This window comes from Kribbella sp. DT2, assembly GCF_049844575.1.
Taxonomy (GTDB): Bacteria; Actinomycetota; Actinomycetes; order Propionibacteriales; family Kribbellaceae; genus Kribbella.
In genome coordinates this window covers 886718-908013 of the sequence record NZ_JBNCLH010000002.1, presented here as the reverse complement: position 1 = coordinate 908013, position 21296 = coordinate 886718, and the positions used below count along the sequence as shown (strand labels likewise).

General features: G+C 69.7%; 20 protein-coding genes. 14 read left to right on the top strand and 6 right to left on the bottom strand.

The genetic code is table 11. The features are described from left to right. The first annotated feature begins 118 nt into the window (after positions 1-118). Positions 119-1078, top strand: coding sequence for a sigma-70 family RNA polymerase sigma factor (locus ACLQ2O_RS13025; RefSeq protein WP_425830749.1), 960 nt, complete (start codon positions 119-121; stop codon positions 1076-1078). A gap of 76 nt (positions 1079-1154) precedes the next feature. Here the strand turns inward: ACLQ2O_RS13025 and ACLQ2O_RS13020 are convergent, their stop codons facing one another. Further along, complete coding sequence (locus ACLQ2O_RS13020; RefSeq protein ID WP_425830747.1) at positions 1155-1865, bottom strand: HAD family hydrolase; 711 nt, start codon at positions 1863-1865, stop codon at positions 1155-1157. A 33-nt stretch (positions 1866-1898) separates the two neighbouring features. Continuing rightward, positions 1899-3161 (bottom strand): CPBP family glutamic-type intramembrane protease, encoded by a 1263-nt coding sequence (locus ACLQ2O_RS13015; RefSeq protein WP_425830745.1) that lies wholly within the window; start codon positions 3159-3161, stop codon positions 1899-1901. Positions 3162-3246: 85 nt separating this feature from the next. Here ACLQ2O_RS13015 and ACLQ2O_RS13010 point away from each other — a divergent pair, with 85 nt between their 5' ends. From ACLQ2O_RS13010 to ACLQ2O_RS12990, 5 genes are all read left to right on the top strand, one after another. Further along, entirely contained in the window at positions 3247-4569 is a 1323-nt protein-coding gene (locus ACLQ2O_RS13010; protein WP_425830743.1) for an MFS transporter, read from the top strand. Beyond that, positions 4566-6005, top strand: coding sequence for a pyridoxal phosphate-dependent decarboxylase family protein (locus tag ACLQ2O_RS13005; protein WP_425830741.1), 1440 nt, complete (start codon positions 4566-4568; stop codon positions 6003-6005). Before ACLQ2O_RS13010 ends, ACLQ2O_RS13005 begins: the two co-directional genes overlap by 4 nt. Positions 6006-6092: 87 nt before the next feature. Continuing rightward, positions 6093-7061 (top strand): Dyp-type peroxidase, encoded by a 969-nt coding sequence (locus tag ACLQ2O_RS13000; RefSeq protein WP_425830739.1) that lies wholly within the window; start codon positions 6093-6095, stop codon positions 7059-7061. A 254-nt stretch (positions 7062-7315) separates the two neighbouring features. Then, on the top strand, positions 7316-8851 hold the full coding sequence (locus ACLQ2O_RS12995) for an ATP-dependent DNA ligase (RefSeq protein WP_425830738.1): 1536 nt from the start codon (positions 7316-7318) through the stop codon (positions 8849-8851). Further along, a complete protein-coding gene (locus ACLQ2O_RS12990) occupies positions 8848-9666 on the top strand; it encodes a class I SAM-dependent methyltransferase (protein WP_425830736.1) in 819 nt (272 codons plus the stop codon). Before ACLQ2O_RS12995 ends, ACLQ2O_RS12990 begins: the two co-directional genes overlap by 4 nt. A 175-nt stretch (positions 9667-9841) precedes the next feature. Here the strand turns inward: ACLQ2O_RS12990 and ACLQ2O_RS12985 are convergent, their stop codons facing one another. Continuing rightward, a complete protein-coding gene (locus ACLQ2O_RS12985) occupies positions 9842-11173 on the bottom strand; it encodes a M20/M25/M40 family metallo-hydrolase (RefSeq protein WP_425830734.1) in 1332 nt (443 codons plus the stop codon). 172 nt (positions 11174-11345) lie between these two features. On the opposite strand from ACLQ2O_RS12985, the gene ACLQ2O_RS12980 reads away from it, so the two are divergent. The 3 genes from ACLQ2O_RS12980 (at position 11346) to ACLQ2O_RS12970 (ending at position 13526) form a co-directional block, all read left to right on the top strand. Continuing rightward, positions 11346-12107, top strand: coding sequence for a carbonic anhydrase family protein (locus ACLQ2O_RS12980; RefSeq protein WP_425830732.1), 762 nt, complete (start codon positions 11346-11348; stop codon positions 12105-12107). A 103-nt stretch (positions 12108-12210) separates the two neighbouring features. After that, positions 12211-12549, top strand: coding sequence for a PadR family transcriptional regulator (locus tag ACLQ2O_RS12975; RefSeq protein ID WP_425830730.1), 339 nt, complete (start codon positions 12211-12213; stop codon positions 12547-12549). After that, the gene (locus ACLQ2O_RS12970) at positions 12546-13526 is read left to right on the top strand and encodes an HAAS signaling domain-containing protein (RefSeq protein WP_425830728.1); all 981 of its coding nucleotides are present in this window, start codon (positions 12546-12548) and stop codon (positions 13524-13526) included. Before ACLQ2O_RS12975 ends, ACLQ2O_RS12970 begins: the two co-directional genes overlap by 4 nt. 81 nt (positions 13527-13607) lie before the next feature. On the opposite strand, the gene ACLQ2O_RS12965 is transcribed toward ACLQ2O_RS12970, so the two are convergent. Beyond that, positions 13608-13982, bottom strand: coding sequence for a DUF5997 family protein (locus tag ACLQ2O_RS12965; RefSeq protein ID WP_425830726.1), 375 nt, complete (start codon positions 13980-13982; stop codon positions 13608-13610). A 58-nt stretch (positions 13983-14040) separates the two neighbouring features. On the opposite strand from ACLQ2O_RS12965, the gene ACLQ2O_RS12960 reads away from it, so the two are divergent. Both ACLQ2O_RS12960 and ACLQ2O_RS12955 read left to right on the top strand, forming a co-directional pair. Continuing rightward, a complete protein-coding gene (locus ACLQ2O_RS12960) occupies positions 14041-14841 on the top strand; it encodes a LysR family substrate-binding domain-containing protein (RefSeq protein ID WP_425830724.1) in 801 nt (266 codons plus the stop codon). Between the two features lie 67 nt (positions 14842-14908). Then, complete coding sequence (locus ACLQ2O_RS12955) at positions 14909-15733, top strand: SDR family oxidoreductase (RefSeq protein ID WP_425830722.1); 825 nt, start codon at positions 14909-14911, stop codon at positions 15731-15733. Here the strand turns inward: ACLQ2O_RS12955 and ACLQ2O_RS12950 are convergent. After that, positions 15723-16745, bottom strand: a complete 1023-nt coding sequence (locus ACLQ2O_RS12950) for an iron-siderophore ABC transporter substrate-binding protein (protein WP_425830720.1) — start codon at positions 16743-16745, stop codon at positions 15723-15725. The genes ACLQ2O_RS12955 and ACLQ2O_RS12950 overlap by 11 nt on opposite strands. 67 nt (positions 16746-16812) lie before the next feature. Beyond that, positions 16813-18009, bottom strand: a complete 1197-nt coding sequence (locus tag ACLQ2O_RS12945) for an ROK family protein (protein ID WP_425830718.1) — start codon at positions 18007-18009, stop codon at positions 16813-16815. Positions 18010-18125: 116 nt separating this feature from the next. Here ACLQ2O_RS12945 and ACLQ2O_RS12940 point away from each other — a divergent pair, with 116 nt between their 5' ends. Genes ACLQ2O_RS12940 through ACLQ2O_RS12930 form a run of 3 tightly spaced genes read left to right on the top strand, consistent with a single transcriptional unit; the run spans position 18126 to position 21296 of the window. Then, entirely contained in the window at positions 18126-19511 is a 1386-nt protein-coding gene (locus ACLQ2O_RS12940; protein ID WP_425830716.1) for an ABC transporter substrate-binding protein, read from the top strand. A 1-nt stretch (position 19512) separates the two neighbouring features. Next, the gene (locus ACLQ2O_RS12935) at positions 19513-20406 is read left to right on the top strand and encodes a carbohydrate ABC transporter permease (protein ID WP_425830714.1); all 894 of its coding nucleotides are present in this window, start codon (positions 19513-19515) and stop codon (positions 20404-20406) included. Then, positions 20403-21296 (top strand): carbohydrate ABC transporter permease, encoded by an 894-nt coding sequence (locus ACLQ2O_RS12930; protein WP_425830712.1) that lies wholly within the window; start codon positions 20403-20405, stop codon positions 21294-21296. The genes ACLQ2O_RS12935 and ACLQ2O_RS12930 overlap by 4 nt, the downstream gene beginning before the upstream one ends.

Genomic DNA, 21296 nt, shown 5'->3' with positions numbered 1-21296 from the left:
TCCTGAAGGCGTGAGTGCCGGGAACTCTCAGGGAACGTTCAGGCTGTTTACACACTCGTCGTGGAATCTTGAACCTCACTCGAGCGTTGCTCTCCATGTAACGACGAAGGGAGTTTCGGTGGCTCGCATGGCTCGTGTCCGGTCAATGGACGAAGGTATCGACGGCAAGGACAGCGTCGGTCTCTACCTGGAAGAGATCGCGCGCACTCCGCTGCTGACGGCGGAAGAGGAAGTCGAGCTCGCTGAGACGGTCGAGGCAGGACTCCTGGCGGAGCAGCTGCTGGCCGAGGGGCGGGTTGGACGCAAGAAGGGCGGCGCGCCGAAGTACGCGACGCAGGATGAGCTGGAGTGGCTGGCCGCGGAAGGCCAGAAGGCCCAGCAGCGGTTCGTCACCGCCAACCTGCGGCTCGTGGTCTCGATCGCCCGCCGGTACGGACGGTCCCAGATGCCGCTGCTGGACCTGGTCCAGGAGGGCAACACGGGGCTGATCCGCGCGGTGGAGAAGTTCGACTACCGCAAGGGCTTCAAGTTCTCGACGTACGCGACCTGGTGGGTTCGCCAGGCGATCACCCGCGGGATCGCGCAGCAGGCCCGTGTGGTCCGGCTGCCGGTGCACGTGGTCGAGCAGCTGAACCAGATCGGCTCGGCCCGGCGGACGCTGGAGCGCAAGCTCGGGCGTGAGCCGGAGATCGACGAGATCGCCGGTGAGCTCGACCTGGACCCGGAACGGGTCACGGAGCTGATCCGGATCGGCCGGGACCACATCAGCCTGGACAACCCGATCGACGACGAGGGCGAGACCTCGCTGGGCGACCTGATCGCGGCCGAGACCGCGCCGGGCCCCGACCAGCTGGTCGCGGACGCCTCCGACCGGTCCGGCCTGTTCAGCCTGGTCGACCAGCTCGACCCGCGGTCGGCCGACGTGATCCGGCGCCGCTACGGCCTGCACGACGGCCGCCAGGCCAAGCTGGCCGACATCGGCGCGGTGCACGGCATCTCGGCGGAGCGGGTCCGGCAGATCGAGCGTGAGGCGCTGAGCCGCCTGCGCCTGATGGCCGACCCGACGCTGGCCGCCTAGGTCTGAGCCGCCCAGGCAGCCGTAGCCAACCAAACCCCCACCCAGGACCCCCGGCCTTCCGAGGCCGGGGGTTCTGTCATCTCCAGCTGTCCAGTACGCCGGGGAGCTCCGACAGGCGCTGGATGGTCGCGTCGGGCGCTCCCTCGGTGTGACCGAGCTGGTGGGTCGGGATGTTGCTGTGCGGGACGTGCACGGCCCGCATGCCGACGTTCTGGGCGCCCCAGACGTCGTCGAACAGCCGGTCGCCGACGAACACGCAGCTTTTCGGGTCGTTCGCGCCCGCTGCCCGCATCGCGGCCAGGAACGTCTCCGGGTGCGGCTTCGTCCACGGCACCTCGCTGGTGTAGACGGCGCCGTCGATCAGCTCCAGCACGGCGTCGCGCGCGAAGATCTCCTCGTGCCGCTGCCGGGACCAGATCGTGTTCGACAGGACGCCGATCCGGTAACCGCTGGCGCGGAGCTCTTGCAGCAGGCCGATCGCGTCGGGGTCGAGCTCGGTGTGCGGGTGCCACAGGCGCTCGTACTCCGCGAGCGCGGCCGGCGTCAGCTCGACCTCGGCGGCCAGACAGACCGCCTCGAGCGTCGTACTGACCTGTTCGTCGCGCGATCGCAGCCAGGCCGCGTTCTCGGCGGCGACGAGCTTGGCCGCCAGCTCGTCGGCGCGGGCGTCGTCGACCAAGGCGGCGACCGACCGCCAGACGGCGTACAGGTCGACGTCGTGCCAGGTGGCCAGGGTGCCGCCCCAGTCGAACAGGACGGCCTCGATCGGTTCTGCGCTTTTCGTCACGCGGACAGGTTGCCAGACCGCGCCGACAGTTTCCTACTGGCTGACGGTCGCGACCTTCCGGCGCCTGGCCAGCCAGGTGACGCTCACGGCGAAGAAGGCCAGCGACGGGATGTCGGTCAGCAGCAGCGTCCACGGCGCGCCGCCCTGGTCGGCCCAGCCGTCCAGCTGACCAGTTGCCGCAGGCAACAGAAAGGCGAGCAGGTTGTTCAGTACGTGCAACGCGATCGCCGCCTCGATGCCGCCGGTGCGGACCGTCAGCCAGCCGACCGTCATCGCGAACAGGAAGATGTCGGCCATCGCCCAGCCGGTGTACCCGTGCGCGGAGACGAAGACCGCGCTGCTGACGACGAGCGCCGGCCACGGCGTACGGAGTGCTCGCCAGATCGCGCGGGTGACGGCGTTGCGCGCTTCGCTGCGCGGGGCGTAGGCGCCGACCGCCTGGATCAGCCAGCCACGGAACACGAACTCCTCGGCCGCCGACTGGAACGGGACCAGGCAGAGCAGCAACAACGCCGGACCGATGAACGCGGCGAAGCCGACCCACGCGCCGTCGTCGGCCGGGACCGGGTCGGCGTCGGGGAAGATCGCCGCGGCCAGCAGGCCGAACGCGTACGAGAGCACCAGGTACCCGAGGGCGGGCAGGCAGGCGAGGAACAGCCACTTCCAGCGGATCTTGTTGAGCACCGACGCGACGCTCCACGGTGGGCGGCGCTGCACGGCCCAGACGGTGAACGCGACGGTCGGGGTGAGGATCGCGAGCATCACGAGCGTGCTGGCGAGGTTCTCGAGGTCGTTGGCGAAGATCTCGTCGCCCGACGCCGCCGGCAGGTCACCGGTGATCATGCGGTGCACGACCGACCAGGCGACCACGACGGCCGCGGTCAGGATGAACGCGCCCACGGCGAGCGTCACGGTACCGATGATGGGGCGCCACCACCTGTGGCGGGCGTTGCGGGCGAGCTGGTGGAACGGGGTGCCGGGTGGGGCGGGGATCTGGCGCTGCTCGGGCGGGCGCAGGTTGTAGGGCATGGAGCCGTAGGGCTGTTGGCCGCCGTACGGGGGTTGGCCGTGCGGCGGTTGCTGCGGCGGGTAGGGCGGCTGTTGCTGGACGTACGGCTGTTGCTGCGGTTGGCCCGTCCACGGCGGCGGTTGCTGGGGAGACCAGAAGCCCGGACCGTCGCCCGGAAGCTGCTGCCCCGACGGCATCGGCGGCGTGCCGTAGCCGGGCTGCCGCGGCTGATCCTGGGCAGGATCGTGCGGCGGTTGGTTCTGGGGTGGTCCTCCCTGCGACGCCATGCCGTGACTCTATGAGATCGGCTCAAGTCCCGGCCCTGTGGATGAAGCTCGACACACCTGGGCGATCTTTTGGCATGCTTCCGCCATGTCAGTCGACCAGCAGCGCCGGGTGCGGATCGGCTACGCCCTGGGCTCGGTCGCGACCGGCTCCTTCGGCACGGTTCCCGGTCTGCTGCTGCTCCCCTACCTCACCGACACCCTCGGCATCGCCGCCGGAGCGGCCGGCGCGATCGTGCTGCTGCCGAAGGCGCTCGACGTCCTGCTCAACCCGGTGGCCGGCCGGATCAGCGACCACCACCAGTCGCCGCTCGGCCCGCGGCGCCCGTTCCTGCTGCGCGGCGGCCTCGGGCTGGCGATCTGCTTCGCCCTGCTCTTCGCCGCTCCCGACCTCGGCTCGAGGACGCTGAACGCGACCTGGGTGCTGCTCGCCTTCCTCGCGTGCGCGACGTCGTACGCGTTCTTCCAGGTCCCGTACGTCGCGATGCCCGCCGAGATCACCGACGACTACGCTGAACGTACCCGCCTGATGTCGTGGCGGGTCGCGTTCCTGACGCTGGCGATCCTGGTCAGCGGCGGCGCCTCCCCCGCGATCCGCGACGCGATCGGCGGCCGCGACGGGTACCGCGTGATGGGCCTGACCATCGCCGTCCTGCTCGCCCTCGGCACGATCGGCGCGTACGTCGGGACGCGGCGCGCGCCGATCGGCCGCCCGCAGGAGACCACCGGAACGCTGCGCGACCAGCTCCGGCTCGTCGCTGCCGTCGGGGACTTCCGCTGGCTTCTCATCACGCTCATGCTCCAGGCCCTCGCGATCGGGTCGATGCTCGCGGGGATCGACTACCTCGCGCGTTACGTGCTGGACGATCCTGCCGCCGCGACGATCGGGTTCGTCTGCGTGGTCGGGCCGGCGCTGCTGGTCAGTCCGTTGTGGTTGGCCTTCGGTCAGCGCTTCGGCAAGCGGACCGGGTTCCTGGCCGCGTCGGGCGTGCTCGGGGTGGGCGCTCTCGCGTTGTCGTCGGCTCAGCACGTGCCGACCTGGTGCGTGTACGTCGCGACCGGGATCGTCGGGATCGGGTTCACGGGTGCGCAGGTGTTCCCGCTCGCGATGCTGCCCGATGTCGCCGCGGTCGATTCCGCGCGGAGCGGAGTCCGCAGGGCCGGCGTCTTCACCGGGGTGTGGACGGCCGGCGAGACTCTCGGGCTGGCGCTTGGTCCTGGGCTGTACGCGGTGGTGCTCGCGCTCGGTGGGTACGTGTCGTCGACCGATCGGTCCGCCGTACAGCCTGAGTCCGCGGTGACCGCGATCGTCATCGGACTGTCGCTGGTGCCCGCCGTACTGATCGCACTGAGCTTCTTCTCGTTGACCCGCTACAAGCTGACGGCCGATGAAGTCCTGGAGGCACGATGAACGACGTCCTGGCCCGGTTGCGCGAACTGCAGGAGGGCGACCTGCCGACGCACGGCGGGAGCACGCTGGCGTACGTGTACGACTCCGGTCTGGCCGAGGCCGACGAGATCGGGCGCGCGGCGCTCGCCCAGTACGGCGCGACGAACGGGCTCGATCCGACGGTGTTCCCGAGCCTGCGGACGCTGGAGAACGACCTGGTCGGCTGGGCGGCGCGGCTGCTGAACGGGTCGTCCGCGGTCGGTACGGTCACGTCGGGCGGGACCGAGTCGGTGCTGCTGGCAGTCCAGGCAGCCCGCGACGCGGGCCGCGCGGCCTCGCCGACGTCTTCGCCTCGGCCTGTGTCCTCCCCCACCATGGTCATCCCCGCGACGGCGCACGCCGCGTTCCACAAGGCCGCCCACTACTTCGGTGTCCGCGCGATCGTCGTCGACGTCGATCCGGTGACCTTCACGCCCGACCCCGCAGCTATGGCCGCGGCCATCGACGACAGCACGGTCCTGGTCGTCGCCAGCGCTCCGTCGTACGCGCACGGCGTCGTCGACCCCGTCCGCGAGATCGCGGCCGTCGCCGCCGACCGCGGTGTCCGCTGCCACGTCGACGCCTGCATCGGCGGCTGGATCCTTCCCTACCTGCGCCTCGACGGCATCGCCGTACCGGACTTCGACTTCGCCGTACCGGGCGTCACGAGCATCTCGGTGGACCTCCACAAGTACGCCTACACGCCCAAGGGCGCGTCGATCCTGCTGCACCGGGACGCCTCCCTGCGGAAGGCGCAGTTCTTCGCCAGCGCCGACTGGCCCGGCTACACGATGCTCAACTCGACCATGCAGTCCACGAAATCCGGCGCCCCGATCGCGGCCGCGTGGGCCGTCGTCCAGCACATCGGCGACTCCGGCTACCGCCAACTCGCCCGCGCCGCCCATACGGCAACCCTGGAACTGGCTCGTAGAGCAGCCGAGATCGACGGCCTCAGCGTGGTCGCCGCCCCGGCGACGACCCTGGTCGCCCTGCGCTCCGACGCCCGGACCGACATCTTCACCATCGCCGACGAGATGGCCGCCGTCGGCTGGTTCGTCCAACCACAGCTGAGCTACCGCGGCCAGCCGCCGTCCCTGCACCTCACCGTCAGTGCGGCCACCGCCACCCGCCTGGACGAGCTCGTCGACGCCCTCACCACAGCGACTCAGGCCGCCCAGAAGTCCGGCCCGGTGCAGATAGCCCCCGAGCTCGCCGCCGCGGCCTCGGCGATCGACCCGTCCACCTTGGACGACGCCGCTTTCGACGGGCTCCTGAGCATCGCCGGCCTCGGTGACGCGGCGGGCGGCAGCCTCCCGGAACGGATGGGACCGGTGAACGCCCTCCTCGACGTCGCTCCCCCACCGCTGCGTGAAGCCCTGCTCATCGCGTTCCTGGACCGGCTGATGCGCCCGGCCTGACAACTTCTCGCCGACCCGATGCGCCGGTCCGGCCGACCTTTCCTGCATGCTGGCGGCTGTACGTCGTACGAACTGGAGGAGCCTCTGATGGTGACCGATCCGACGCCTGGTCCGACCGCGTCGACGCGCGCGCTGCCGCAGTCGGTGCTGATGCCGTTGACCGGTTCGGCGATCTTTCTCGTGGTCCGCATCGAGCCCGGCGGCGAGGAGACGGCGCGCGACCTGCTGGAGCGGGTGAGCGGCCTGATCCGCTCGGTCGGCTTCCGCGTACCGGCGGGCAACCTGTCCTGCGTCACCAGCATCGGCTCCGACGCGTGGGACCGCCTCTTCAGCGGACCGCGGCCGCGCGCGCTGCACCCGTTCGTCGAGCTCGACGGCGGCAAGCACAAGGCCGTGTCGACCCCGGGCGACCTGCTCTTCCACATCCGCGCCGCCCAGCTGGACCAGTGCTTCGAGCTGGCCCAGCAGATCATGAAGGTCCTGGACGGCGCCGCCACCGTCGTCGACGAGGTGCACGGCTTCAAGTACTTCGAGATGCGCGACCTGCTCGGCTTCGTCGACGGCACCGAGAACCCAGCCGGCCGCGACGCCGAGGACGCCGTCGTCGTCGGCCCCGAGGACCCGGACTTCGCCGGCGGCAGCTACGTGATCGTCCAGAAGTACCTCCACGACCTGAAGGCCTGGAACGCCCTCACCGTCGAGCAGCAGCAACTGGTGATCGGCCGCACCAAGCTGGAGGACATCGAGCTCGACGACGACACCAAACCCACCAACTCCCACATCGCCCTCACCGTCATCGAGGACGAAGACGGCAACGAGCTCAAGATCCTCCGCGACAACATGCCCTTCGGCTCGATCGGCGAAGAACAGTTCGGCACGTACTTCATCGGCTACGCCAAAGACCCCGCCGTCACCGAACTCATGCTCCGCAACATGTTCCTCGGCAACCCACCCGGCAACCACGACCAGATCCTCGACTTCTCCACCGCCGTCACAGGAACCCTCTTCTTCACCCCCGCAGCAGCTTTTTTGGACGACCTCCCCAAACTTCCCTAACCCCCACCCGGCACGGCGCGCACACCAGCACGGCGCCCGCACACCCATCGACACGGCGCACGCACGTCCATCGGCACGGCGCCCGCGGCGGCATCGCGCCCGCGTGGCGCGGGCCACCAGCCCCGCGCCGGTCAGGCTCTAATCTCTTCCCGGCCGCAACCGCTCCAGCCACAAGCGACCTGCCCGGCCGCATCTCCGCGTGCCTGCGGTTGGAGCTCCCGAAATCTGTCGGTGGTATGAGTGAGACTGGGACCATGTTGCTCGCCGATGTCGTTGCTACCTCTGCCGCTCTGAGCGGGACGCGGTCGCGTCTGGCGAAGGCTGGGTTCATCGCGGAGCTGCTCTCGGCTGTGACCGACCCGGTGGAGACCGAGGTTGTCGTCACCTACCTGTCCGGCGAGCTGCGGCAGCGGCGTACGGGCGTGGGCTGGCGGACGCTCGCCGAGGTCCCCGACCCCGCGCCCGAGCCGACGCTGACGGTGGAGGAGGTCGACCGAGCCTTTGCCGATCTGTCCGAGATCGCCGGCGCCGGCTCGCAGGCGCGGAAGCGTGCGGCGGTGGACGTGCTGTTCGGGCGCGCGACCGAGGCCGAGCAGCAGTTCCTCCGGCTGCTGGTCGCAGGCGAGCTGCGGCAGGGTGCCCTCGACGGTGTGATGGCCGACGCGGTGGCGAAGGCGACCGGGATCCCTCTCGACAAGATCCGGGCAGCGACGATGCTCCGAGGCGCGGCGGCGCCGGTGGCGGTCGCCGTACTGACCGAAGGCGAGGCCGGTCTCGCGCAGTTCGGGCTCGAGGTCGGTCGTGGCGTGCAGCCGATGCTCGCGCAGTCCGCGACCAGCGTCGCCGAGGCGATGGCCAAGACCGGCTCACCGGCAGCGCTCGAGTGGAAGCTCGACGGCATCCGCATCCAGGTCCACCGCGACGGCCCGGACGTCATCGTCTACACCCGCACGCTCGACGACATCACCAGCCGCGTCCCCGAGGTCGTCACCGCCACCCTGGAGCTCAAGGCCGACCAGGTCGTGCTCGACGGCGAGCTGATCGCCCTCCGACCGGACGGCCGCCCGGAAGCCTTCCAGGTGACCGGATCCCGTACGGCGACGCGCGCGGCGACCGGTCCCGACACCGTGCCGCTGACGCCGTACTTCTTCGACATCCTGCACCTCGACGGCCAGGACCTGCTCGGCCTCGGCGGCGCCGAGCGGCACGAGTGGCTGAGCAAGCTCGTCCCCGAGCACCGGCGGATCCCCCGGCTGGTGACCGACGACGCCGAGGCGGGGCAGGCGTTCTTCGCCGACGCGGTGAAGCGCGGGCACGAGGGCGTGATGGTGAAGTCGCTCTCGGTCCCGTACGAGGCCGGCCGGCGTGGTTCGGGCTGGGTGAAGGTGAAGCAGACCCACACGCTCGACCTGGTCGTCCTGGCCGCCGAGTGGGGGCACGGCCGGCGTACGGGGTGGTTGTCGAACCTGCACCTCGGCGCGCGGGACGAGACGACCGGCGAGTTCGTGATGATGGGCAAGACGTTCAAGGGCCTGACCGACGAGCTGCTGCGCTGGCAGACCGAGCGCTTCCAGGAGATCGAGACCAGTCGCGACAGCTACACGGTGTATCTGCGCCCCGAGATCGTGGTGGAGATCGCCTTCGACGGCGTCCAGACGTCACCGCGGTACCCGGCCGGCATGGCGCTGCGCTTCGCCCGCGTCCTGCGGTACCGCGACGACAAGACCCCCGCCGAGGCCGACACTGTGCAGACCCTGCAAGCCATCCACCAACCAGACGAGGCTTCATGACAGACCAGTACGCCGCGCAGGACTCGCCCGACACCGGCGCCGGGAACGGTTTGCCTGACGCTGCGGCGGGGGTTGGCTCGCCCAGCACCAGCGCGGGGAACCAGGAGCCGGACCCTGCGGGGCGCGAGTCGTCCGACGCCGGGGCTCAGGATCCGGACGCCGCCACCCGTCATCTGGCTCACAAGTCCTTGGAGGCGGACGACCCGACCGGGTGGTTCGAGGAGCTGTACTCCGCAGCCGCAGATGGCCGCGCCGTCGTACCGTGGGACCGCGGGATGGCGCACCCGCTGCTCGCCGACTGGGTCTCGACCGCTCAGCCCGAGGGTGCCGGCAAGCGCGCGCTCGTCGTCGGCGCGGGCACCGGCTGGGACGCCGAGCTGATCGCCGACCTGGGCTACGACACGATCGCCTTCGACATCTCGCCGACCGCCGTCGAGGCCGCGCAGCAGGCCCATCCCGATTCCAAGGCCCAGTACCAGGTCGCCGATCTGCTCAACCCGCCGACAGACTGGCACCGGGCGTTCGATCTGGTCATCGAGATCTTCACCGTGCAGGCCCTCCCGATCCCGATCCAGCCGACCGCCACCCGCCAGGTCAGCGAACAGGTCCGCGCCGGCGGCACGCTGATCGTCATCGCCGCCGCCCGCGAGGACGACGTCCCCGACGACGAGGTCGAAGGCCCGCCCTGGCCGCTGACCCGGGCCTCCATCGACGCCTTCGCCAAGGACGACCTCCGCCTGATCCAGCTCGACCGAGCCCCCAGCCCGAGCGACCCCACGTCGTACCGCTGGCGAGCCGAGTACCTCCGCGACTGACGCCCCGGGGCCCGTGTCGCCGCAAGCAGCTCGTCGACAGACCGCCGGCGCGCCCGGCAATCGCGATCAGCACCAGCGGTGAGGAAGCTGCCGGTGCAGCTCGTCGAGTCGACCGCGCCCGTCGCGAGCCGCGCGCCACCGCCGCAAGCAGTCGCGACCTGCACCCCGTACGTACTCAGGCCTCCGTCAAAAACCGATCCAGAACCCGCGAACCGAACTCCAGGGAAGCCGTTGGCACGCGCTCGTCGATGCCGTGGAACATCCCCATGAAGTCCAGGTCCGGCGGCAGCTGCAGCGGAACGAATCCGAAGCACCGGATGCCCAAGCGCGACCACGACTTCGCGTCCGTGCCGCCCGACATCAGCAGCGGGGCCGTGCGCGACTGCGGGTCCTCGGCGGCCAGGCAGGACTTCATCGCCTCGACCAGGCCACCGCTGAACTCGGTCTCCAGGGCGATGTCCTCGATCACCGTCTCGCGCTGGATCTTGTCGCCGAGCAGCTCGTCGATGGTCGCGAAGAACTCGTCCTCGTACCCGGGCAGGAACCGCCCGTCGATGTGCGCCTCTGCGTCGCCCGGGATCACGTTCACCTTGTAGCCGGCGTTCAGCATCGTCGGGTTGGCCGTGTTGCGGATCGTCGCGCCGAACATCCGGCTGAACGTCCCGAGCTTCGACAGCACGCCCGACCGGTCCTCCGGGTCGAGCTCGGTGCCGAGCAGGTCCTCCAGCGTCTTCAGGAACTCCCGCACGGTCGGCGTCAGCCGCAGCGGCCACTCGTGGTCGCCGATCCGGGTGACGGCGCGGGCCAGTTCGGTGACCGCGTTGTCGTCGTTCACCATCGACCCGTGGCCCGCGGTGCCGCGCGCCTTGAGCCGCATCCAGTTCATGCCCTTTTCGGCCGTCTCGATCAGGTACAGCCGCAGGTCGTCCTGCACGGTGATCGAGAACCCGCCGACCTCACCGATGCCCTCGGTGCAGTCCGCGACGGTGTCCGGGTGGTTGTTGATCAGCCACTGCGCGCCGTACAGGCCGCCGGCTTCCTCGTCGGCCGTGAACACCAGTCGCACCGGCCGCCGAGGCTTGACCCCGGCCCGCTGCCGAGCCCGGACCACCGACAGCACCATCGCGTCGAAGTCCTTCATGTCGACCGCGCCGCGTCCCCACACGCACCCGTCGAAGATCTCCCCCGCGAACGGGTCGACCTTCCAGTCCTTCGGATCAGCCGGTACGACGTCCAGGTGCCCGTGCACGAGCAGCGGGTCCGCCGACTGGTCCTCGCCCTCCCAGTGCGCCACCAGCGTCGCGCGCCCCGGCTCGGACTCGTAGATCGTCGACTCGATCCCCACCTCGTCGAGCTTGGCGGCGACGTACTCGGCCGCCCCCCGCTCCCCGTTGCTCTTCCCGTTCCCGTAGTTGGTGGTGTCGAAGCGAATCAACTCGCTGCACAGCTCCACCACCTCACCATCAGGCCGGTACGAGACGCTGTCGGAAGGAGACGAAGAAGTCATGCCCCCATCCTCTCCCACCGCACGGCCCAACCGCTCAACCGGTCCGCGACGAGCGGCAGCAGCCGACGCTTCACACCCTGTGCACACGATCGCCCCCACGCGAGCGCATACTCCGAGACGGCCCGGTGGAGGATCGGGCCGCTTCCTGTTCCCGCCCGAATACGGAGTTCACGTGGCCAAGTCTGTGTCCCGTCGCGCCCTCTTGCTGGGCGTCCCCGCGACCGCGGTCGTTCTCGCGTCGCCCTCGCTGCTCACCAGCGCCTCCGCGCAAACCCCGCACCAGAGCCCGATCGACATCCGGACCGGTCACGCGGTGACCAGCCCGGGGCTGCCCGCGTTGCACGTCCACTACCCGACCTCGCTCGCCCTGAAGATCCGGTACGAGAGCCGCGACGGCGGTCAGCCCGGCGGCTGCGAGCACCGGACCGCGGAGGAGACGATCCTCGCCGAGATCCCGGCCGGCGCGGCCTGGGTGACGGTCGGCGGTGTTCGGTACGACCTGGTGAACTTCCACTTCCACACGCGTTCCGAGCACCGGCTCAACGGCCACCAGTACGCGCTCGAGCAGCACTTCGTGCACAGCGGCCCGAACGGCGAGAAGCTGGTCGTCGGGCTGTTCATCACCACCGGCGGTCACGGCGGCACCCTGCAGGACAAGGTGCTGGCGACGGTCCCGGAGGAGTGCGACGAGGAGGTCGACCTCGGGCCCGTGAACCTCGCCGCGGCGCTGCCGCGCGACCTGTCGACGTACCGGTACGACGGTTCGCTGACCACCACGCCGTACTCCGAGCCGGTCTCGTGGCTGGTGCTCGCCCAGCACCGCGAGATCCTGCCGGTCTCGCTGAACCACTTCCAGAGCCGTTTCCCCGAGGGCGACAGCCGCGAGCTGCAGCCGCTGAACGGCCGGACGGTCAAGTACCGCCCCCAGCACTGACGCGACACCACAAAAGGACGGGCGGGCCTCCAAAGGGCCCGCCCGTCTTCCGTTGGGGCGAGCGCTGTGACAATAGTGTGTGCCGCACTGTATAGTGTTGTTCATGGCCGCCGAAGAACTGATCCTCAGTCAGGCCCAGGAGCTGCGTCGAGGCACGGTCGTCCTGGCCTGCCTCGCCCTGCTCGAAGCACCGCAGTACGGCTACGCGCTGCTCGTCACGCTGAACGACGCCGGCATCTCCGTCGACGGCAACACGCTCTACCCGTTGCTGCGCCGCCTGGAGAAGCAGGGCCTGCTGACCAGCGACTGGAACACCGACGAGTCCCGGCCGCGGAAGTTCTACCAGGTCACCACCGAGGGTTCGGTGGTGCGCGCTGGGCTGGTGCGCGAGTGGGACGACCTCGCCGCCTCGATCTCACGACTCACCAAGGAGAACCGATGAGCACGACCCCGCTGACCGAGCGCTACGTGCAGGAGGTCGTCCGGCGGATCCCGGCCGACCAGCGTGGCGACGTCGCCGACGAGCTGCGGACGACGATCGCCGACACCGCCGACGCGCAGGACGCGACCGACCCCGAGGTCGCGGAGCGCGCTGTACTGACCGAGATGGGCGACCCGATCCGGCTCGCCGCCCGGTACGCCGACCGCCCGCTCGCGCTGATCGGCCCGGAGCTCTACCCGGCGTACGTGCGGCTGCTCAAGCTGCTGCTGACCACGATCCTGCCGCTCGTCGTGGTGGCGACCGTGGTGATCGACGTGCTCGACGACCAGGACATCGGCTCGGCGATCGGCAGCGGGATCGGCGCACTGCTCACCGTCGGGGCGCAGATGATCGCCTGGCCGACGGTGATCTTCGCGCTGATCGACCGGTCGAGCAGCCGGCGTGAGGCGGCGACCAGCTCGCTCCAGCCGTGGACGCCCGACGACCTGCCCGAGCTGCGCCAGGCCGAGACCCGCAACAACGGAGCCCTCGCCGCCGCGATCTGGAGCGCGCTGCTCCTCGGCCTGGTCGTCTGGCAGCACACCGCCCAGCCGTTCCCCGCCGACGGCAACCGCATCGAGGTCCTGGACCCGGCGCTGTGGTCGGGCTGGATCTGGCCGATCCTCGCCGGCCTGGCCGGCACCACGGTGCTCGAGGTGATCCGCTTCGCGACCCGCAGCTGGACCCGTCCGCTGGCGATGCTGTACGTCGCCGCCGAGGCGCTGTTCGCCGTACCGCTCGCGCTGGTTCTGAGCCGGCAGGAGTTCTTCAACCCCGCCTTCCTCACCCACGTCAACGGCAGCTGGACGGCCCCGGACGCGGTCTACACCGGAGCGGCCGTGATCGTCCTGTTCGTCAGCGGCTCGGAGGCCTTCAAGCACTGGCGCGCCGCAGGCGACCAGCCCGTACGCCGGACCGCCGGCGCGGCGAGCGACTAGCCCGTACGCCGACCCGCCCGCGCGGCGTCCACCTCGCGCGGGCCCGGCGTACGACCTGATCGTGCGAGCGCGGCCGGCGGGTCAGTCTTGCGGGCGGTCCGCCTTCAGGGCCGCTTCGCGGATGACCTCGGCGTGGGTGTTGCGCTCGCGGCGCAGCCACTCCGGGAACTCTTCCTTCAGGGCGTCGATCTGCTCGGTGGTCAGCGGCTCGGAGATCCCGGCGCGGGCCAGGCCGGAGATCGAGATGCCCAGCTTGGAGGCGACCACGGGCCGCGGGTGCGGGCCGGTCCGGCGAAGCTCCCGCAGCCACTCGGGCGGGTCGGCCTGCAGGGAGTTGAGTTCGTCGCGCGAGACCACACCCTCCTGGAACTCCGCGGGGGTGGCTTCGAGGTACACACCAAGCTTCTTCGCCGCGGTCGCGGGCTTCATCGTCTGGGTGGTTTTCTGCGACGTCATACCGCCAGGGTATCGAGGGTTGACCGGCTCCCCGACCACCGGCGGATAGCCTGACCCGGTGACCGACCCCGTACCCGACCCCGCGACCGACCCGGCGACCGACCCGCAGGCGGACTCCGCGAGCGAGTCCGACGCTCCCAGCGGTTTCCGGCTCGCGTACGTCCCGGGCGTCACCCCGGCCAAGTGGGTCCGGATCTGGAAGGACCGCCTCCCGCGGGTCCCGCTGACGCTGATCACCGTGACGGCGGCGGAAGCGGCGGACGTCGTACGGGCGGGTGAGGCCGACGCCGGGCTGGTCCGCCTGCCGATCGACCGGACCGGGCTGAGCGCGATCCCGCTCTACACCGAGACCACGGTCGTCGTCGTACCGAAGGATCATCTGGTCACCGCGGCCGAGGAGGTCACGGCCGACGACCTGGCCGACGAGTTCATGCTCTACCCGCTGGACGACACGCTGACCTGGACCGACCGGCCGGGTGAGGCCGCGACGATCGTCCCGGCGACCACCGCCGAGGCGATCGAGCTCGTCGCCGCCGGCGTCGGGCTGCTGGTGGTCCCGCAGTCTCTGGCCCGTCTCCACCACCGCAAGGACCTGACCTACCGCCCGCTGACCGACGCCCCCGAGTCGAGTGTCGTCCTCGCCTTTCCCGAGGGCGAGCCCAGTGAGCTGACCGAACAGTTCATCGGCATCGTCCGCGGCCGCACGGTCAACAGCACCCGTACGCCGCAGCGCGCCGAGAAGAAGACCGCCGCGCAGAAGACCGCCGCCAAGAAGGCCAACCAGGCGAAGAAACCCGGCCCGGCGAAGAAGGCCCCGGCCCAGCGCTACGCACCCCGTCGAGGCAAGCCCCGCCGTTGACCTTGGTTCCCCATCGCAGCGACGGGTACCGGGCGGCGAACGCACGCCACCCAGCGAGGGGAACGACATGTCCGCAGTACTCCTGACCGGTGCCGGCAGCGGAATCGGTGCCGCCACCGCACTCCGCCTCGACCAGCTGGGCCTGCGCGTCTTCGCCGCCGTGCACGACCCCGCCGACGGCGAGATCCTCGCCAAGCAGACGTCGGACGGACTCTCGGTCCACCAGGTCGACGTCACCAACACCGACTCCGTCCGCGCGCTGATCGCGGAGGTCGACGCCGCGCTCGGCGAGGAAGGCCTGGACGCGGTCGTCAACATCGCCGGCGAAGGCATCGCGGGTCCGCTGGAGCTGCTCCCGATCGACAGCCTCCGCCACCAGCTCGACGTCAACGTCGTTGGCACGGTCGCGGTCACCCAGCTGGCCATCCCCTTGCTGCGCAGAGGAAAGCCAGGCCGGGTCGTCTTCGTCGGCTCGATGGGCGGCCTGGTCTCGGTCCAGCTCGCCGGCGCCTACCACGCGTCGAAGTACGCCGTCGAAGCGATCGCCGACGCCTGGCGCCAGGAGCTCGCGCCCGACGGCATCTCGGTCTCGCTCGTCGAGCCCGGCCCGATCGCCACTCCCCTGTGGGCCAAGGCGATCCAGACCCTCGACCGGCTGCCGGCCAACGACCGGTACGCCGAGCGTATCGACGCGTTCCGCGACACCCTGCGGCACGCGTCGAAGCACGGCGCGAGCCCGCAGAAAGTGGCCGAGCAGATCGAGCACGCGGTCACCTCCGGCCACCCGAAGACCCGCTACCCGATCGGGGCGGCGGCGGTCGTCGTACCAAAGATTCGCCGGTTGATCCCGGACCGGCTGTTCGACAAGGCCGCTCAGCGGGTCACGAGCTAGCCGGCAGGCCCTTGTTCAGCAGCGGCGCGATCTTGCCGGTGATGTACTTGATGCCGAGCGGGCCGCCGATCGAGAAGGCGCTGGCGAACTGGCCGAGCTCGGTGTTCGAGGTGATCACCGGGGCACCGCCGAAGTAGGCCACGTGACCGGCCTTCACCGTCGCGAGGTTGTTGTAGACGGGGTTGCCGGTCACCTTCGGGTCGACCTTGCCGTTCTGGTCCTCGGCGGCCAGGAAGATCAGGTCGGCGTTCAGCTTCTCCAGCTGCTCCTGGGAGATCTTCACGTAGAAGTCACCGTTGTCCAGGGCATCGATCTGCGGGTTGGTCTTGAACCCCAGCGCGGTCAGCAGCCGCATCCGCGGGTCCGACGGCAGCCACGCGGAGAACTCGTCGGCGCTGAACACGCCCGCGGTGATCGTCTTGCCGGCCCAGCCCGGGTTGGCCTTGGCGGTGTCGGCGAGCAGCCCCTCGGTGTCGGCGATCACCTTCTGGCCGTCGGCGGTCCGGCCGGTCGCCTTGGCGATCATCTCGACCTGCTGCTGCCACGGCACGCCGTACACGTTCTTGGTGCCGGCCGGTGCCGCGATCGTCGGCGCGATCCCACTGAAGGTGTCGTATTGCTTCTTGTCGTTGATCGAGTTCACGTAAAGGATCAGGTCCGGTTTGAGCGCGGCGATCTCCTCGAACTTCGGCTCGAACGACGCGACCAGCTTCGGCGCCGGCCGGTCCCCCAGCGCGTCCTTCACCCAGGTCCGCGTCTCGGTGAACCCGAACCAGTCCGCCCCGGCGACCGGCACGGCGCCGATCGCGATCGCGCTCTCCATGTCGCCGCCGCCGATCGCGACGATCCGCTCGGGCTTCGCCTTGATCGTCGTCGAGCCGAACAGGTGGTCGATCGTCACCGGGAACCCGTCGCCGGCCGGCGCGGCCGCGTTCTCGTCGTCGCCCCCACTGCCGCACGCTCCCAGCGCCAGCACCAGCGCCGCCGCAACCGCCACAACCCGAGCCCGCATGTCCCTGCTCCTCACAGTTCTGATCAAACCATGGGCAGCCTAACCTAACTCCTGAGCGTGCAGGGACTCAGCCGTGACTGGCGTGCAGGTAGCCGTCGACGGCCTCCGGCCGGAGCGCGTGCTCGACGACCATCATCGCCGCGCCGTACAGGCCGGCGTCGCCGCCCATCACGGCCGGCTCGATCCGCACCTTGCCGGCCGGACCGGGCTGCGCCGACCGCGCGATGCTCTCCCGGATCCCCGCGATCAGCTGCTCCTCGGCCTCGGCCAAGTATCCCCACAGGCTGATCACGGCCGGGTTCAGCAGATTGACGACCCCGGCGAGCACCTCACCGATGTCACGACCGGCCATCCGTACGGCGTGGCCGGCGTCGACATCGCCGGACCTGGCCAGCGCGGCGACGGCCCGGGCGTTCGGTGTGTCGATCCCCTTCTCCCGCAGGCGACGCGCCAGCGCCCCACCGCTCGCGACGGCGTTCAGGCAGCCGACGTTGCCGCAGCTGCACGGGACCTCGGAGTCGCCGACGCGCGTGTGGCCGATCTCGCCGGCCATCCCGGACTCGCCCTGGACGACGTGACCGTTGATCACCAGGCCACAGCCGATCACCGTGCCGACCTTCACGCTGACCAGCACCTCCGGCGCGTCCTCGCGAGCGCACAGTTCGCCGAAGGCCAGCAGGTTCACGTCGTGGTCGACGAAGACCGGCACCGGCAGCCACTCGGCCAGCACGGCCTGGACGACCTCTTCGGACCACGGCGTCTCGCTCGGGTGACCAGCCAGCTCCACGCGGGCCGGCAGGCCGAAGCCGATGCCGTGCACCTGCGCCCGATCCTCGTCGAGCCGGGCCAGCGCCTGGTCGAAGCCCGCCGTGACCAGCCGCAGAACGTGCTGCGGCCCGTCGGCCAGGTCGATGTCGATCATCTCGCTGCTGAGGATCTCGCCGGCCAGGTCGGTGACCGCCAGCCGGATGCCGGAGATGCCGAGCTGCGCGGCGAGCGTCGTACCGGCCCTGGGGTTGAAGGCGAGCGTCGAGGCCGGGCGACCGCGGGAGCCGGTCAGCGACTCCGCCGACGAGGTCAGCAGCTCCGAGGCGAGCAGCAGCTCGACGCGGTCGTTGACCGTCGAGCGGGCCAGGCCGAGCTGGTCGGCGAGCTGGCCGGTCGTGGTCGCCTGACCGCGGCGCACGAGGTCGAGGATCTCGCCCGAGCGCGTGATCCGCGACGCCGGCGGCCGTCGGGTGGCCCTGACTTCCTGCGTGGTCATCCCGGATTCTCCCGCATAGGTCGGCGTCCTGACTATTTATCACTCTACTCGACATCTTTATGTTGACCATCGACATTATTGGTCCTACGCTCGCCGAAACGACCCGAGGAGCAGCAATGATCGGACAGACCCGACTCAGCAGGAGACAGCTCTTCACGACCGGCAGCGCGGCCGTTCTCGCCGCCGGCCTGGGATCCACCGTGCTGGCCGGCTGCGGCGACGGGGCCGGCGGCAGCGGCGGCAGGTCCGACCTGACCTTCATGTACTGGGGATCGGCCTTCGAGAAGAAGGCGATCGACGACATGCTGAAGAAGTACGCCGGGGAGCACGACGGCGCGAACGTGAAGCCGATGTTCGTCCCGGTCTCCAACTACCCGACCAAGGTGTCCAGCCTGGTCGCGGCCAACACGCCCCCGGACATCGGCTACCTCGGCACCGGCCAGATGTACGACCTGGCCGCCAAGGGCCTGATCCTCAACCTGTTCCCGTACCTGGACAAGTACCCGGACCTGAAGGACCGGCTGCCGAGCAGCTACTTCTGGTACGGCAAGGACAAGCTGGCCGCGAACCAGCTCGCGATGGGCGTGCAGATCCTCTACTACAACACCGACGCCTTCAGCGCGGCCGGGCTCGACCCGGCGCCGTTCACCGCCGCGACCGCGTGGAGCTGGGACGACTTCGTCCAGGCCGCCGACAAGCTCACCCTCGACCAGAACGGCAAGCACCCGTCCGAGGACGGGTTCGACGCGGGCAAGGTCAAGCAGTTCGGCACGATCGCGCCCGCGGGCGGCGCCGCGCTCTACAGCCTGCTGCGCTCGAACGGCGGCGACATGGTCAACGAGGACGGCACGAAGTTCGCGCTCGACTCGGCCGAGGCGGTCGACGTCCTGAAGAAGATCCAGGACCTGATCTACGTGCACCGGGTCGCGCCGTCGCCGGCGCAGCTGGGCAAGAACGCGCCGACGACGTCGGTGCAGCTGCAGACCAAGCGGGTCGGGATGATCATCGACGGCAACTGGACGCTGCTCGACCTGATGGAGTCGAAGGTGCCGTTCGGCGTCGGCGTGCTGCCGAAGTTCCAGGAGCCGCTGACGATGACCGGCGGCGCGGCCGGCGCGATCTTCGCCAAGACCAAGCAGCCGGAGGAAGCGATCGAGCTCTACCTCTACTACAACGACCCCGAGCACGTGGACCTGTTCAAGGACGGCCTGTGGGCGCCGCTGCAGAAGAAGTACTACACGGACCAGGCCGAGATCGACAAGTGGGTCCTGAAGGACAAGTACCCGGCCAACTTCCGGACCGCGGTCGTCGAGCCGACGCTCAAGAACGGCGTCACCGACTGGGGTCAGCAGATCAAGAACGCCGACCGGATCCACCAGGTGCTCGACCCGGCGCTGGAGCAGGTCGGCCTGAACAAGGGCGCGCCGATGGACATCGTGAAGGCGCTCAAACCGAAGATGCAGCCGCTGCTGCAGGGCAAGTGGCCCACCCAGGAGCTGTGACGTGTCCGGCCCGCTGAAGCAGGAGTCGCGCTGGGGCGTGCTGCTGGCGCTGCCCGCGATCATCGGCTTCGTCGCCTTCACGCTGGCACCGATGATCGCGTCGCTGGTGATCAGCCTGACCGACTGGACCATCGGCGGGAAGCCGAGCTTCGTCGGACTCGCCAACTACAAGCGCATGTTCACCGCCGACGACAGCTTCTACAAGTCGCTGTGGGCGACCCTGTACTACACGCTCGGCGCCGTACCGCTGCTGCTGATCGTCGCGTTCGCGGTGGCGCTGCTGCTGAACCAGCCGGTCCGCGGCCAGGCCGTGTTCCGGGTGATCTACTACCTGCCCGCGATCGTGCCGATCGTGGCCAACTCGATGCTGTGGATCTGGCTGTTCAACCCCGACTTCGGGCTGCTCAACACGATGACCGAGAAGGCCGGGCTGCCACGCTCGCAGTGGATCTTCGACGAGTCCACGGCGATCCCGTCACTGATCCTGATGTCGGTCTGGGGGTTCGGCAACGTCGCTGTCATCTTCCTGGCGGGACTGCAGGGCGTGCCGCGCCAGCTGTACGAGGCGATCTCGGTCGACGGCGGCGGCGCCTGGCGCCGGTTCCGCCACATCACGCTGCCGATGATGACGCCGACGATCTTCTACAGCCTCGTCACCGGCGTGATCGGCGCGCTGCAGGTCTTCGTCCAGGCCGCGGTGATGACCGAGGGCGGGCCGAACGACTCGACGCTGTTCTACATCTACTACCTGTACCGGACCGCGTTCACCAACAACGAGATGGGCTACGCCAGCGCGCTGGCCTGGATCCTGTTCCTGGTGATCATGGCCGTCACCGTCGTGCTGTTCCGCAACTCCAGCCGATGGGTCTACTACGAGGCGGGGAGCACCCGATGACCGCAGTGCTGGACAAGCCGGCCGCCGCCACCGACGTACCGGTTCCGCGCAGACCGTTCGCGCCGCGGGGGCTGGCCAAGAAGATCCTCGTCTACCTGCTGCTGGTCGCCGGCGCGATCCCGACCCTGCTACCGCTGATCTGGCTGGTCCGCAGCGCGCTCATGAACAGCGGCCAGATCTTCGTGTCGCCGCCGCAGTGGATCCCGAAACCGTTTGCCTGGGACAACTTCACCGGCGCGCTCACCCAGGTCCCGTTCGCGCGCTACTTCCTGAACACCCTGATCATCGAGGCCGGCGTGCTGATCGGCACGCTGCTGTCCTGCTCGCTGGCCGCGTTCTCGTTCGCCCGGCTGCGCTGGAAGCACAAGAACCTGGTCTTCGGCCTGCTGATGTCCGGCGTGATGCTGCCGTACGCCGTGACGCTGATCCCGACCTTCCTGTTCTGGCAGAAGATCGGCATGGTCAACACCTACGTGCCGCTGGTGCTGCCCTCGTTCTTCGGGACGGCGGTGTTCAACATCTTCCTGCTCCGCCAGTTCTTCCTGTCGATCCCGTACGAGCTGGACGAGTCGGCCTACATCGACGGCGCCTCACCGTTCCAGGTCTACTGGCGGATCATCCTGCCGCTGTCGAAGCCGGCGCTGGCCGTGGTCGGCGTGTTCACCTTCCTCGGCGTCTGGAACGACTACCTCGGACCCCTGATCTACCTGAACGACTCCGACAAGTACACGCTCGCGATGGGCCTGGCCTCGTTCCAGGGCACCTACACGGCACAGTGGGGCTACCTGATGGCCGCGGCCGCCGTCGTGCTGCTGCCGATCGTGGTGCTGTTCGCCTTCGCGCAGAAGTACTTCGTCGAGGGCATCGCGCTGACCGGACTGAAGGGCTGA

What these genes read in the sequence shown, in the direction of transcription:
- ACLQ2O_RS13015 (WP_425830745.1), bottom strand. Translation starts at nt 3,161, where the DNA reads ATGGCGTCGCAGGGAGGACCACCCCAGAACCAACCGCCGCACGATCCT.
- ACLQ2O_RS13010 (WP_425830743.1), top strand. Translation starts at nt 3,247, where the DNA reads ATGTCAGTCGACCAGCAGCGCCGGGTGCGGATCGGCTACGCCCTGGGC.
- ACLQ2O_RS13005 (WP_425830741.1), top strand. Translation starts at nt 4,566, where the DNA reads ATGAACGACGTCCTGGCCCGGTTGCGCGAACTGCAGGAGGGCGACCTG.
- ACLQ2O_RS13000 (WP_425830739.1), top strand. Translation starts at nt 6,093, where the DNA reads ATGGTGACCGATCCGACGCCTGGTCCGACCGCGTCGACGCGCGCGCTG.
- ACLQ2O_RS12995 (WP_425830738.1), top strand. Translation starts at nt 7,316, where the DNA reads ATGTTGCTCGCCGATGTCGTTGCTACCTCTGCCGCTCTGAGCGGGACG.
- ACLQ2O_RS12990 (WP_425830736.1), top strand. Translation starts at nt 8,848, where the DNA reads ATGACAGACCAGTACGCCGCGCAGGACTCGCCCGACACCGGCGCCGGG.
- ACLQ2O_RS12985 (WP_425830734.1), bottom strand. Translation starts at nt 11,173, where the DNA reads ATGACTTCTTCGTCTCCTTCCGACAGCGTCTCGTACCGGCCTGATGGT.
- ACLQ2O_RS12975 (WP_425830730.1), top strand. Translation starts at nt 12,211, where the DNA reads ATGGCCGCCGAAGAACTGATCCTCAGTCAGGCCCAGGAGCTGCGTCGA.
- ACLQ2O_RS12970 (WP_425830728.1), top strand. Translation starts at nt 12,546, where the DNA reads ATGAGCACGACCCCGCTGACCGAGCGCTACGTGCAGGAGGTCGTCCGG.
- ACLQ2O_RS12965 (WP_425830726.1), bottom strand. Translation starts at nt 13,982, where the DNA reads ATGACGTCGCAGAAAACCACCCAGACGATGAAGCCCGCGACCGCGGCG.
- ACLQ2O_RS12955 (WP_425830722.1), top strand. Translation starts at nt 14,909, where the DNA reads ATGTCCGCAGTACTCCTGACCGGTGCCGGCAGCGGAATCGGTGCCGCC.
- ACLQ2O_RS12950 (WP_425830720.1), bottom strand. Translation starts at nt 16,745, where the DNA reads ATGCGGGCTCGGGTTGTGGCGGTTGCGGCGGCGCTGGTGCTGGCGCTG.
- ACLQ2O_RS12945 (WP_425830718.1), bottom strand. Translation starts at nt 18,009, where the DNA reads ATGACCACGCAGGAAGTCAGGGCCACCCGACGGCCGCCGGCGTCGCGG.
- ACLQ2O_RS12940 (WP_425830716.1), top strand. Translation starts at nt 18,126, where the DNA reads ATGATCGGACAGACCCGACTCAGCAGGAGACAGCTCTTCACGACCGGC.
- ACLQ2O_RS12930 (WP_425830712.1), top strand. Translation starts at nt 20,403, where the DNA reads ATGACCGCAGTGCTGGACAAGCCGGCCGCCGCCACCGACGTACCGGTT.